Annotated in this window: 14 protein-coding genes; 7 read left to right on the plus strand and 7 right to left on the minus strand. The window is 43.1% G+C overall.

Translation table 11 applies throughout. The features are described from left to right. Positions 1 to 52 precede the first annotated feature (52 nt). Positions 53 to 1,534 (minus strand): NAD(P)H-hydrate dehydratase, encoded by a 1,482-nt coding sequence (locus OCU46_RS14730; RefSeq protein ID WP_141272893.1) that lies wholly within the window; start codon positions 1,532 to 1,534, stop codon positions 53 to 55. 135 nt (positions 1,535 to 1,669) lie between these two features. Beyond that, complete coding sequence (locus tag OCU46_RS14735; protein ID WP_141272891.1) at positions 1,670 to 2,026, minus strand: NADH:ubiquinone oxidoreductase; 357 nt, start codon at positions 2,024 to 2,026, stop codon at positions 1,670 to 1,672. 548 nt (positions 2,027 to 2,574) lie between these two features. Here OCU46_RS14735 and OCU46_RS14740 point away from each other — a divergent pair. From OCU46_RS14740 to OCU46_RS14750, 3 genes are all read left to right on the plus strand, one after another. Continuing rightward, positions 2,575 to 3,807, plus strand: a complete 1,233-nt coding sequence (locus OCU46_RS14740; protein WP_141272889.1) for an L-lactate MFS transporter — start codon at positions 2,575 to 2,577, stop codon at positions 3,805 to 3,807. 181 nt (positions 3,808 to 3,988) lie between these two features. Continuing rightward, a complete protein-coding gene (locus OCU46_RS14745; RefSeq protein WP_141272888.1) occupies positions 3,989 to 5,017 on the plus strand; it encodes an acyltransferase in 1,029 nt (342 codons plus the stop codon). A gap of 231 nt (positions 5,018 to 5,248) precedes the next feature. Continuing rightward, on the plus strand, positions 5,249 to 5,485 hold the full coding sequence (locus tag OCU46_RS14750; RefSeq protein ID WP_141272886.1) for a hypothetical protein: 237 nt from the start codon (positions 5,249 to 5,251) through the stop codon (positions 5,483 to 5,485). A 54-nt stretch (positions 5,486 to 5,539) separates the two neighbouring features. Here the strand turns inward: OCU46_RS14750 and OCU46_RS14755 are convergent, their stop codons facing one another. Genes OCU46_RS14755 through OCU46_RS14765 form a run of 3 tightly spaced genes read right to left on the minus strand, consistent with a single transcriptional unit; the run spans position 5,540 to position 7,465 of the window. Next, positions 5,540 to 6,091: a DUF805 domain-containing protein gene (locus OCU46_RS14755; RefSeq protein WP_141272884.1), complete on the minus strand. Its 552-nt coding sequence runs from the start codon at positions 6,089 to 6,091 to the stop codon at positions 5,540 to 5,542. Further along, positions 6,092 to 7,015: a LysR family transcriptional regulator gene (locus OCU46_RS14760; protein ID WP_141272882.1), complete on the minus strand. Its 924-nt coding sequence runs from the start codon at positions 7,013 to 7,015 to the stop codon at positions 6,092 to 6,094. Between the two features lie 3 nt (positions 7,016 to 7,018). Then, positions 7,019 to 7,465, minus strand: coding sequence for a methyltransferase family protein (locus OCU46_RS14765; protein WP_141272880.1), 447 nt, complete (start codon positions 7,463 to 7,465; stop codon positions 7,019 to 7,021). A 143-nt stretch (positions 7,466 to 7,608) separates the two neighbouring features. Here OCU46_RS14765 and OCU46_RS14770 point away from each other — a divergent pair, with 143 nt between their 5' ends. From OCU46_RS14770 to OCU46_RS14785, 4 genes are all read left to right on the plus strand, one after another. After that, a complete protein-coding gene (locus tag OCU46_RS14770) occupies positions 7,609 to 8,328 on the plus strand; it encodes an SDR family oxidoreductase (RefSeq protein ID WP_141272878.1) in 720 nt (239 codons plus the stop codon). 195 nt (positions 8,329 to 8,523) lie between these two features. Continuing rightward, entirely contained in the window at positions 8,524 to 9,138 is a 615-nt protein-coding gene (locus OCU46_RS14775) for a hypothetical protein (RefSeq protein WP_141272876.1), read from the plus strand. A 272-nt stretch (positions 9,139 to 9,410) separates the two neighbouring features. Next, positions 9,411 to 10,613, plus strand: a complete 1,203-nt coding sequence (locus OCU46_RS14780; RefSeq protein WP_141272874.1) for an MFS transporter — start codon at positions 9,411 to 9,413, stop codon at positions 10,611 to 10,613. A gap of 135 nt (positions 10,614 to 10,748) precedes the next feature. Next, a complete protein-coding gene (locus OCU46_RS14785; protein ID WP_141272872.1) occupies positions 10,749 to 11,045 on the plus strand; it encodes a hypothetical protein in 297 nt (98 codons plus the stop codon). On the opposite strand, the gene OCU46_RS14790 is transcribed toward OCU46_RS14785, so the two are convergent. Then, the gene (locus OCU46_RS14790; RefSeq protein ID WP_141272871.1) at positions 11,004 to 12,002 is read right to left on the minus strand and encodes a tetratricopeptide repeat protein; all 999 of its coding nucleotides are present in this window, start codon (positions 12,000 to 12,002) and stop codon (positions 11,004 to 11,006) included. The genes OCU46_RS14785 and OCU46_RS14790 overlap by 42 nt on opposite strands. After that, the gene (locus tag OCU46_RS14795) at positions 12,002 to 13,333 is read right to left on the minus strand and encodes an anaerobic sulfatase maturase (RefSeq protein WP_141272869.1); all 1,332 of its coding nucleotides are present in this window, start codon (positions 13,331 to 13,333) and stop codon (positions 12,002 to 12,004) included. Before OCU46_RS14795 ends, OCU46_RS14790 begins: the two co-directional genes overlap by 1 nt. Between the last annotated feature and the right edge of the window lie 68 nt (positions 13,334 to 13,401).

Consider the following 13,401-nt stretch of genomic DNA (forward strand, 5'->3'; position numbering starts at 1 on the left):
TTAGCAAACGCTCTAGTCCACTGCTCTTTGCTATAAAGGCAGTGGACCTTTTTCAGTATTGATTTATGAGGGAACGAATCTCTGCCAAAAGGTCGGTAGCTAACATGCCAATTTTACCTGACTGCCTAGCGATATTATCCGCCGCTGTAGAGTGCAACCACGCCCCCAAACATGCAGCATCTATCGGTTTTAATCCCTGAGAAAGTAATCCGGCAATCACTCCTGTTAACACATCCCCCATTCCGCCGCTTGCCATGCCTGAATTGCCCGCAGTAATCACGTACGTCATCTGACCATCACATATCAGCGTACCCGCACCTTTAAGTAGAACTACACATTGATATTTTGCTTGGATCTTCTCGATTGCCGTATATCGATCTTGTTCGATTTCTTGAACTGGACACCCTAAGAGCCTTGCGGCCTCGCCCGGATGCGGTGTTAAAATGCCTTCGCTTAAATTATGATAAGAGTTGCTTTGGGCGAGAAGATTCAGTCCATCAGCATCAATGACCTTAGGCTTAGCTTGTTCTATGCATAGCTTAAACAGACTCTTAGACCAATCATCTGTACCCAAGCCCGGTCCTAGTGCAATCACAGTTGCAGAATGCATTCCTGCTATAACCCTTTCGTCATCACCCTCTTTACCCACGGTAATAGACATCACCTCAGGTTGGCGAGTAAGCAATGGAATAACGGTATCTTGATGAGCCATCACGCTAATCAAGCCTGCACCTACGCGCGCACTCGCCTGAGCTGCCATAATAATGGCCCCCCCGGTTCCTTCATGACCGCCAACTAACAAGGTGCGACCACAATTGCCTTTATGAGAAGTGTGCTTTCTTCTAGGTAATCGCCCTTGAGCTTCGTTTTTATCAAAGATGCAAGCTAGCTCTGTTTCTAAGCCTTTAAACTCAGATTCAACACCAAGGTCAGCGATATAGAGTTCACCAACGGTATCTCTGGACTGCCCTGTCACTAGCCCTCTTTTATTGCCAATAAAGGTAACCGTGGCGGTAGCGTCAACAGCATCACCCAAGATCTTACCCGTGTCAGCATGTAATCCTGAAGGGATATCAAGGCTGAGAATAGGAAGTTTAGAATCATTGAGAGCTCTAATCACCTCAGCAAGGTTGTCACGAACGTCGCCAGTTAACCCCGTTCCTAACAAACCATCCACAATAAGGTCGTAATGTGCTAACTCTTCGATGTTGCTAGAGATTATCGTGCCATGACTTAACCACTTTTGCTTCGCTTTAGCTGAATCTTCAGTATTCGATTCACAATAAGACGGCTGAAACACATTGACTTCATAGCCAAGCTCTAAGGCTAACCGAGCAACCACAAAACCATCACCACCATTATTGCCCGAACCACAACACACCAAAATTCGTCCAGCGTTAGGCAGCATGGACTGCAAGCGCTCAAAAGCCGCAAGCCCCGCCCTTTCCATCAATTGATAAAGGGTAATTCCGGCTAGTTCGGCCGCTTTTGGTTCACTTCGTTTAATTTGCTGGGGAGAATACAAACGGTACATGAGTGATGCCTCACGATATATTGCCCAAGTTTATGATAAGAATAGTGAAGTTTAGAGATTAAAAGTAAACAGGCACAAAAAAACCGCTGTGCGTTTGCGACAGCGGTTTCTGTTATTGATTCCGAACCCCAAGGATTACGCTTGATTTAAGCCTAGCTTGCGATTTGTGCTCTTATCTTTGAAGTAGAAATATACGTAAGTCGTCGCGATCGCAAAAAATAGGTACGAAAGGGAGAAGATCAACGGCGAAGTAATAAGTCCGGCGTTAACACCCACAATGGTCGAAACAACGGTAATAGCCAGTTTGCAGAGCATACCTGTAAGTAGAAGGAACACTGCAAGTTGTGGCCAACGAGATGAACGGAAAGCCAACCAGAAGCAAACACCCACAGCAAGAGACGCTGTACTCAATCCATAAAGGAAAGAAGTTAAGTGCTCAGCAGAAGCGGCGCCAGCAGAAACAGAGATAAGTAAAAGTAAAAATATTTTCATGTGTAACCTCACTAAAGCTTAGTAAAGCGTCCTTTCAAATTTGGAATCTTAGATTTCACTTTATTTTGACTGAAAAACACTCGTTTGCAAGATGTTTTTTTGAGCGAATTTTCACCTAAACCATTGAAATACACATCAATTTTACAACTACATAACAATTTAACATTGTTTTAAATCAAATTAGCTCCATATAACCGTTTTCCTACCATATTAACGAATCAGATGTTTAAATTGTTAATAAATTGCTACAGGTAAATTTTCTTTCATAGACGCCTAACGCATCACATTTCTTCAGGTAAATAGATAAAAAGCAGTATTTTATCCTGCGAAAAACACTGCAAAATTTGCGAACCATCTCTCAATTTCTATCAACGGCAAAAAAGCGCAAAATTATTTTTCATTTTTCGCAAAAAGAGATTCAAATCACAAAAAATTTGTGTACAATTCGCGCATCTCGTTCTTAGAAATTTTGATAAACCTAAAAAGTTTTTTAACGTTTCAGACAATTAATATAATCAACCTAGCCATCACGGCACCGAGAACAAACGATGAAAAAGATTGATAAAGCGATGCGTATCCTAATTGCAGGATTCTGTATCAACCTTTGTTTAGGTATTCTTTACGCATGGAGTGTATTTAACAAAGCTCTAGTTACTGATATGGGCTGGAATGCGGCAGACGCTTCTCAACCATACGCTATTGCAACGGTTACTTTCTCTATCGCTCTTCTTGTTGCTGGTATTCTTCAGGACCGTATGGGTCCACGTAACATCCTTATGCTGGGTGCTACTATGACAGGCTTAGGTATGATTGCCTCAAGCTTTGCAACTACTCCTGCGATGCTTAGCATGACATTCGGTGTTGTAGCGGGTGCTGGTATCGGCTTCGGTTACGCATGTCTTTCTCCTGCTGCGATGAAGTGGTTCCACGCATCTAAGAAAGGCCTAGTAAACGGTTTGATTGCTGCTGGCTTCGGTCTAGCTGCGGTTTACCTTGCTCCACTGACTTCTGCGCTTATCACAAACTACGGTATTGACCAAAGCTTCCTTATCCTAGGTATTGGTGTACTTGTTATTGCTGTGCCTCTAGCGGCAACAATCAACAACCCACCAGCAGACTACGTACCAGAAGCACCTAAGGTTAAAGCAGGTAAAGCACCTGTTGCTGTTAAGAAGAGCAACGACATCTCTTGGAAAGTAATGCTGAAAACACCTCAGTTCTACTCTCTATGGATCATGTACGCATTTGCTTCTGCAACTGGCCTTATGATCATTGGTAACATTACAACTATCGCAAGTGTTCAAGCGAACCTACCAAACGCGGTATACCTTGCATCTATCCTAGCTGTATTCAACTCAGGCGGTCGTATCGGTGCTGGTATCCTATCTGACAAGATTGGTGGTCTACGTACATTGTTCATCGCATTTGCTCTGCAAGGCATCAACATGGTTCTATTCGCAACCTTCAAATCAGAAGCAACTCTGATCCTAGGTACTGCGATTGCAGCTGTAGGTTACGGTACGCTACTAGCGGTATTCCCATCTATCACTGCTGAATTCTACGGTCTTAAGAACTACGGTACTAACTACGGTGTACTTTACACTGCATGGGGTATCGGTGGTGCAATCGGCGCTGCAGTTGTTGGTTTCTCAATGACTCACGGCGAAGGTTACGGCCTAGCGTACACTATCTCAGCTGTAATGATGGGTGTGTGTGTAGCGCTATCTCTAGTGACTCGCCCAATCAGCGAAGAGAAATCAGCACAGCTTGCTGCTGCTTAATTTACTCGATTGATTCTAACAGGCTCGCTTTGGCGGGCCTGTTTTGTTTTTGTTAAAACTCTTCGTTCAAAATGCCTAGATTTGCGACAGGGTTAATAGTTCCAAGCAAAGCCTCATCGTTCAGATAGACGAACTCTAACGCCTGTTATACAAACCAGTGTCACTTCCTGAGATACTGTTTATGTCCACTACCAACCATCGTATTCCAAGTTTAGAGCTCGGTCGTATCATCGCTATACTGGCTGTCATCACGATACATAGCCAACTCTTCGTCGCTTATCCGTTATATAAAGTAACACCCTGGCTTGGGGATCTTATCAATCAAGTTAGTCGCTTTGCTGTTCCCTATTTTTTCCTACTAACGGGTTATTTGCTTCAGCCCAAGCTCAGTCTAAATCCTATTGGCACAGCACTATCATATATAAAGCCTCTAACGATAATTTGGTTAGTTTGGAGCATCATTTACCTGTTGATGCCGTTTAACTTAATGACAGTGATGACTGAGGGCTACGTAGCTGAACGTACTTTGTACTGGGACTATTTGGCGTTGACGCCATTTAACTCTCTTCTTCAGGGAGGCCTAGTCCACCTATGGTATCTACCTGCTCTTGCCATAGGCGTTGGGTCAATCGCTATTATCCTTAAAACCCGCCTGCAAAAACTGCTTAAACCATTAAGCATAATATTATTTATCTATGGGGTATTGGCAGGCAGTTATTTTAACGTTACGGACATTCCCTCGCTTTTTTATACAAGAAATGGACCTTTCTTTAGCTTGTTGATGATAATTTTAGGGTTTGAGATTCGACGATTAAATATTTCTATTAGCTCACTAAAGGCAATAGTAATATTAATGTTAGGTATGATTATTCACTTTATTGAGGCTTATTATCTGCTCAATTGGGATGTCGATTTCCGAATTCATGATTACTTATTTGGTACCCCTATCTGGGCCTTGGGATTTTTCTTTTTCTTATTGGCAAATCCTAACCTAGGGGATAGTAAATGGGTGCAACCTGTCGCTAATCTCACTCTAGGTATCTATGTCTCCCACCTGCTATTTGTCATCTATCTTACTAATTTAGCTGGGTTTATAGGTTTCGAACTATGGAAAAGAGATCTGCTGGTTTGGTTGGGTTCCATTGTTATATCTGCTTTATTTACTTACCTAGTGATGAAGACACCGTTAAGAAGAGTATTATTTAGATAGAGATCACATTCTAATACCGCCATATGACTCGTTTTGTTCTATTTGAACAAAATGAGTTGAACACTTAATTTGATTTGTCTCGCAAATATTTGTCACTTCGTATTGCATTCATTGATCGTTTTCACACATACACTCCAGAAGTATTAACGTGTGATCTATCTCTATTTAAACCTGTGAAAATATAAGCGATAGTAACCAATATAGATAGTTGTGATTCTTCAAGGAGTGAAGATGGAAGTCGTAATTTATAACTGCAATAAGGGCAGTGAAGTGGAAAGGTTCAAGTTATCCCCTTACAAGATGGATACCTTGCTTGAAGAGATGCATTGCGAGGGTCAATGCAATACCTGCAATAACGGTGTGCTGGTTGAACTCTACGAAGCGGGAAGACTGACTATGTCTAAAAGAACTAACCTAACGCCGCAACTTGAAAGATTGCTGAAGTCGGATAAATCCCTGCTTGCTTAATCAAAATAATTTGTAGTTACACAAGAAAGGGGCGCTTGCCCCTTTTTTATTCGCTTATATCTTGTTTGATTGTGGGTTAAACAATAAATATAACCATAGTAATGTGCTTGCTATCCCCATCAAAAAGGTATCTATGAGCATAGCGACAACCAAAGCGACTGCGTAATACCAACCTTTGTGACCACAGTTTTTCCAGCGTGCGACAGATAAGCCAATCGAGAACCAAAACAAAGCTAATAGGATCGGAAACAGCAACAATAGTGCGCTGTTACTGCCTGAATTACCCGCCTGATGTGTAAGCATAAACATACTTAAGGCCGCGACCATAAAACTTGAAAAGGAATAGCCAAGGTAAGGAAGGCGTCGTAGGCGGTTAGTTTTGAATAAAAACACATTTTTAATGCTAACGTCATGTTCGCTATGTGTCGATTGATTCTCTGCACGGTAGATAGCAACAGCCCGCTCTTCAGATACCGCCTGTATGATACGACTGAAAATTTTAAAGCCTTGTTCATTAAGGCTTTTTATTTCTTCTGAGGCATTGCTATTGCCGAGATTAACGGCCAACACCACATTCTTCTTATACAAAATCTGATAGCTATTCACTTATTTTCCTTTTCGAGCACTACGTTCTGATCTCAGTGATTCAAATTTATGGTAAATAAATTCTATCAGCCTAACCAAACGTGCGGGTCTGAATCTGTCTTTATGGTAAATCATTGAAAATTCTACACTAGGTATATGCCAATCGGAAAATACTTGTTGTAATCTTTTGTCTTCTACTTCAGTTTGGCAATACAGCAAAGGCACACGAATAACACCATTACCCAGCAGAGCCCCATTCACCAAAGCACGGCCATTTTTACACTGTAAATTGCCACTAATATTTACCTCAACGGTTTCCGCACTGTCGTTGTGAACGAAGCTCCAACGATTCACAGATCCCGTCAAGCAGCGATGTTTTTCCAGCTCTTTAGGATGAGTAATAGTGTCGAGTTTTTCTAAATAAACGGGGCTGGCTAACGTAACCATATCAATATCGAGTAACTTGCGAGCGACAAAACCAGCATCTTGCAATGTTCCCATTCGAAAGGCGATATCAAAATCGTCTTGTATCAGATCAACTCTATGACTACTAAAATCCAAAGTCACATGTACATCAGGGTAGAGAGACATAAACTCGTTGATCATAGGGACCAATATATCTTCACCAAGTACACCACCAACACAGTTGATGGCAATGTGTCCTCTCACCTCTTCCACATCATCTATTGCCGACAGCAATGCTTGGTTAATATGACTCAAGGAGGTCTGGCACTGCTCAAAAAGCTTTTGACCGGCTAGAGTCAGCTTTAAGGTACGAGTGGTTCTGACTAGCAAGGTAACCCCAAGATCGGACTCTAGCTGTGTCATCTGACGTGATATATGAGAGCGTGATACTTTAAGCGCCTCTGCAGCCCGCGTGAAATTGCCTAACTGTGCAATTAATACAAAAGAACGAATCTCCGCTAGGTTTATCTTATTTAACATAGGCTACACCCATCTTTTTACTTTGCGGCAATATTCGTCATACGGCTTACCAAATTTCGCCTGCAAAACCTGCTCTTCAGGCTTGATCTGAAACTGCGTTATGTACATTACAAACACCAAACAAAGAGCCAGTGCGGCTATAGATAGCAATACACACGACCAAGCTACTAAAAATAAAGCGAGTGATACATACATTGGGTTTCGGCTATATCTAAATACGCCATGAGAAACCAGTAGGCTTGCTTGAGAAGGGTCTAATGGGTTGATAGTCGTCTTAGCCTGCTTAAAAGACACAATAGAAACCACAGCTAGCCATATGCCCGAAGCAAAAATAACCACTCCTAACAGCCATACCAATAGGTTCGATGTAAAAGTAAAATTATCAACGTAGCCCCCCACCCCTCCGCATACCAGCATAACTATCGGTGGCGGTATTTTATTATTCAGCATTCTACCCTCTGCGGTTAACAAGTTTATTGTTGCAGTATAGCAACAGTGTTTTACCTAAAGGGATATATATCAACAAAAGGTTCTCCACTAAAATGGCCTCCATCGACACAATGTGTGTTGCAAACCCTATTCGGAGAAGAGTGATGAAAAAACTTATTGTTGTTACTGGCGCAAGTTCAGGTATCGGTGAAGCGATTGCACGTCGTCTAAGTGATGAAGGGCACCCTCTTCTTCTTCTTGCACGTCGCGTGGAGAAACTTGAAGCCCTTCAACTTCCAAACACACTATGTGAAAAAGTGGATGTTACCAACCAAGGTTCATTTGAAGCTGCTATTGCAAAAGCAGAAGCGCAGTTTGGCCCTGTAGACGGATTAGTTAACAACGCAGGTACTATGCTTCTTGGTCAAATCGACACCCAAGATGCACAAGAATGGAAGCGTATGTTCGATGTGAATGTACTAGGCCTACTTAACGGTATGCAATCTGTGCTTGCACCAATGAAGTCTCGCAACAGCGGCACTATCATCAATATAAGTTCAATTGCAGGTAAGAAAACGTTCCCTAACCACGCAGCATACTGCGGTACTAAATTCGCTGTACACGCGATTTCTGAGAATGTTCGTGAAGAAGTGGCTGCCGACAACGTTCGTGTCACTACTATCGCGCCTGGAGCTGTAGAAACTGAGCTTCTATCTCACACCTCGTCTCAAGAGATCAAAGACGGCTACGACTCATGGAAAGAAGACATGGGTGGCGTACTAGCCGCTGATGACGTAGCTCGCGCAGTTCTGTTCGCATTCCAACAGCCTCAAAACGTCTGTATTCGCGAGATTGCGCTAGCGCCGACTAAACAGCAGCCATAGTGAAAAGCCAGCCCGAGATGTTAGCGCTCTGTTAGCTAACCCTCTCGGGCTTATTCTTATCATTCCTTACCGACACCCACCGTTAACATCCTCTCCTAATCGCTTGTTTCCCCTATATTTTTTGTTCTAGATTTCTATTATTTATTCGATATTCTTGCGATAAATTCATCGTATTTTGTACACAAGGATATTAGTTTGAGCACCAAAATTCTGATTGTTATTAGTTCAAGCATACTGCTTGCTTCCCACGCCTATGCTAAGACAAACACCGACTTTTTAACGCTTTCAATTGGAGGATCTACCATAGAGCATACCAAGGTAGATGATGTTAGAGAGCGAGGTACCACCATGGGTGTTTATGCACAGAAGTCTATTGCGAATGGGCTAATTTATTCGGGTCAATACGATGGAAATCTGGTTGAAGACAAGAATGATACCTATGAATATCAAGAACATATAGCAAGAATAGGCTTAGACTATAACCTAACGAAAAATAAAGACTACGACTTCTATATTGGCGGAAAAATAGGCTACTGGTATGCAGAGTACAAATCAGACGAAGGCAAAAGCCATTTAGAAGACGTCATCTATGGCCCAAGTGTCACCTTTGTTGACAACTTTGGTAACTGGGATCTAATAGCTAACTATGGTTACTACCTAGGCTTTGAAGACGAAGGCATGCACGAGGCAAAGATCAATGCCGTGTATAAAGTTAGCCATAATTTGGGATTAGGACTTGAGTATCGTTATCAAAACCTATTTGACCAAGATCGACACTCTTATTTTGCACAAGCCAGATTTTATTTCTAAATAATTAGGCAACTCACAAAATCCACTTTATTAGCAATGCTATTGCTATGCGAGAAAGTCGCACATTTTCGCTACATAATTCCAATCTCGACCGTTACTCTCATTGAGCCCAAAACTCTCAAAGTTTGGGCTCGCTAAGCTCTACCCTTCAAGATTATTTCAAAAATCACAAAAGTAATTTGTCAAAGACACTATTTTTCACAAATCAGTTTTGCTGAATAATCCACTCCATCGATTGATACACACCGTATCAGCATAGAGAGAGAAGAATTATGCCTTTAGCATTACTCGCGTTAACGCTAAGCGCGTTCGCAATCGGAACAACAGAATTCGTAATTGTAGGGCTGATTCCTACTATGGCTGCTGACCTCAACGTGTCGGTTCCTTCCGCAGGACTTCTTGTTAGTCTTTACGCTCTTGGCGTGGCGATTGGTGCTCCAGTGCTAACCGCGCTTACGGGTAAGTGGAACCGCAAAAAAGTACTGCTTGCCGTAATGAGCCTTTTTGTCGCGGGTAACCTTTTGGCATGGCAGGCGCCGAGCTACAACACCTTAATACTTGCTCGCATCTTAACGGGCCTTGCTCATGGGGTGTTCTTCTCCATCGGTTCGACTATCGCAACAGGTTTGGTCTCTAAAGAGAAAGCCGCAAGTGCTATCGCAATCATGTTTACGGGTTTAACCGTTGCTCTGGTGACGGGTGTGCCTCTCGGAACCTATATTGGTCAAACATTTGGCTGGCAGGCAACGTTTTTGATTGTAGCAATACTAGGTCTTATCGCATTAATTGGTAGTGCTCTACTTGTACCAAACAACCTAAAACAACCACCAGCGGCAAAACTATCAGCGCAGTTAAAGGTATTAACTCAGCCCCGCCTACTGCTGGTGTATGCGATTACAGCGCTAGGTTACGGCGGTACGTTTACCGCGTTTACCTTCCTTGCTCCTATCTTGCAAGATGTATCCGGCTTTAACCCAAGTGCCATCGGCATCATCATGTTGGTGTACGGCGTATCAGTGGCGATTGGTAACATCTGGGGCGGTAAAATGGCTGACAAGATGGGGCCTGTAAAAGCGCTAACCGTGATCTTTTCGGGATTAGCCACTGTATTGTTTGTATTTAACTTTACCGCATACAACTCAATTGCGGCTGTTGCGACAATTTTGGTTTGGGGAGCATTTGCTTTTGGTAATGTACCTGGTCTACAAGTTTACGTGGTAAGCCTTGCAGAGAAACATACACCAGAAGCTGTTGATGTAGCATCAGGTCTTAATATTGCTGCTTTTAACGTAGGTATTGCACTGGGTTCATGGGGCGGCGGTATGATCGTTGCTCACGAAAGCCTTGGCTTGATGCATACGCCTTGGATTGGCGGTGCAGTAGTCATTGTGGCTCTACTGTTAACTCGCTTTAGCGGCGCACTGGACAAGCGTGTTGAACATGATAATTGCGCTGCGCAAGCGGAAGCTGCTTAATTTCCACCTTTAACAGAAATTAGCCTTGTAGGCCTGTGCTTTCAAACTGAGGGTACAGGCCTTTTTATGCAAATATCGCTACACAACTTAGTTATTTGTATTATTATAAGCTTTTAAGTCGCGCAAATATTAGCCATGCTCCCTCGCAAACCTGATCGCCACACTGCAATGCATAACCTTATCGAACAAGTGAAGCTCGAGTTGCCTCTGTACGAAGATGAAACCTTTGTCTGTGGTACGGGGACTGATTGTGTTGGCTGCCCTAAAAAACTCATGGAACTAGTCGATACCGAGCTAAGCTACTGGGAACACTATATCTCCGATGGCACTGCGCCTAACTTCGATGACATTAGACGCTTTGGGAAACTGTGCAAAAACGTTAAACGAGCATTAATTCGTAACAACGTCCCTTTGCTCAATTCGGCTTCGTAGGTTGGCAACAACATGCGGTGGTGCGATTTTTTCTAACTGCATCAGGCATACCTCCGCTTTATTATCCGAGTGACGAATCTTAAAATCGCATACTGCATAAAGTTGCTCTGGCTGACCTGATATTTGATAAGCCTTTTTTAATGAAGACAAGGCCAGTTGTTTATCATAAGCCTCCTGAAGCACGCCATTGACATACCAATACTGGCTATTGGTTTTTGCGATCTTAGCGGCACTATTCATGCTCTGTGCTGCCTGATGTGGCTTGTTCAGCCTCACCAACGTCAAAGACTTTGCGTACAACAGGCTTGGCTCGTTAGGGTAAGCAATTAACGCCTCATTGATAACCGCTAATGCCTGTTCATCTTGCTGATTAAGACGATAGCTTTCAGCAATCCCAATCCATGCATCCACTCCCCCCTCTGAACCTTCTATCAATTTACCATAGACATTTCTCGCAACGTCATAGTCACGAATGTACAGATAGCCTTGGGCTAATGCCATCATAGACGCTTCGCTATCTTCAAGAATCAAGGTAGAAGCCCAGTCATCGAATAAAGGATCAAACTGTCGCCTTTGAACCGCATTCATTTCAACGTAATCAACAACTAGGTTTTCAGCGACCGCCATTCTTACATCTAGCACCAAATCGTCCATCAAAGGCGATAGTAGACGCCAGCGATGAGTCAATTGATATGGCGCCGTTGCTCTAACGGAGGCTTCCCGAATGTCATGGTGATTGTCCTTGAGCCCCCGAGCAACAGCGATAAGGGCACTCTGACTTGGAAAGCTAGCAAGTTGCTCTAGTGCCTCAATACGTTCAGAACGGCTATTGCTTTTATCCTGCGCTATATACGACAACTGCTCCGCTGTTTGATTGGCAGCACTAGAAGGTGCAGCTAGCAGCAGAGAAACTACCATAGCGGTTGTAGCAACTAGGATATTCAGTCTTCTACTCATCAAAATTTGGCACCAAAAGTATTGTTTGGCTGTGGTTGAGACAGCGCCTCTCGCACTATTTTATCGCTAAACTTGCCATGCGCTACGGGGTAACCCATCACCCTTAATATGTGTGCTATGGAGCGATCAGCATGCTTATAGAATTTGTGCCAGCCAGCACATAGATAATTCAATCCTGGCTCACCTGAACGGGTGCGAATGAAGCGATTCTTTGGGCACTCACCAAAGCAAGCAAACTTATAATCACACTTGTTGCATTGTTCTGTCAGGCTCTTGGTTTTATTAAACCCAAAGCTCTGTTGTTTACTCGAGAATGCTAGGTCATCCAATTTATCAACATGGATATTGCCAATTTTGTATTCTGGATAAACGTAATGGTCACAAGCAAATACATCGCCTGTTGGCTCCATCGCCAAACCTTTACCACAGAACTCTCCTAGTGTGCATAGTGGATTTCTGCGTCCCATCCAGGTCTCGACAAAGGCTTCAAAATATTGAACAAATACCTTGCCGACATCACGACTCGCCCACTCATCAAACACAGCGATAAGAAAATTACCCCATGCCTCATCCGACACGCACCAAGACTCCATAACAGAGTTTTTTGAACCGGGGATAAGGCGTTTATCACCCTGACGCGGTTGTAGATCGTCTTGCCATGTTTGTGGGGCGGTATCACGAAAGGATTTTTGTTCCACAATCGGGATGAACTGCATTTGTGGCGACTTTACTTCGTCGCGCAAGAATCGATAAACCTCTAAAGGATTACGACTGGTAAGGTTGTTGATACAGGTTAACGTAGCAAAGCTCACCTGATATTCATGAAGCAGTTTAACCGCTTCCATAACTTGTTTGTGCGTACCGCGCCCTGCTTTATTGGTTCGGTAGGCATCGTGATACATGGCTGGGCCATCAATACTGAGGCCCACCAAAAAGTTATTCTCTTTTAAGAACTGACACCACTTAGCAGTTAGCAAGGTACCATTGGTTTGCAGATCGTTTGAGATGCTTACGCCAACAGGCTGATACTTTTTTTGCAGTTCAACGATCTTTTCAAAGTAAGGGAGCCCCAATAATGTCGGTTCTCCACCCTGCCATGAAAAAATGATCTCTGGTGTATTTTGAGCTTCGATATACTGCTTAATATATTGCTCAAGATCGTGCTCACTCATCTCTGGGGAGCAGCCCTTTTTATAGTCCAGCAGGTCTTGCTTGCTTAGGTAATAGCAGTAGTTGCAATCAATATTGCACGCAGCACCAATGGGCTTAGCCATTACATGCATTCGCTTAGAAGGTTTGCCGTTAAATTGTGGGCCTTGAGTCAACAACATATCGATACCGTTATCTTGGATGCCAAAAACAGCTCTATTTTAACTTTTGGTTATATCAAAGGCTTGTT

This window comes from Vibrio comitans, assembly GCA_024346835.1.
Lineage (GTDB): Bacteria > Pseudomonadota > Gammaproteobacteria > Enterobacterales > Vibrionaceae > Vibrio > Vibrio comitans.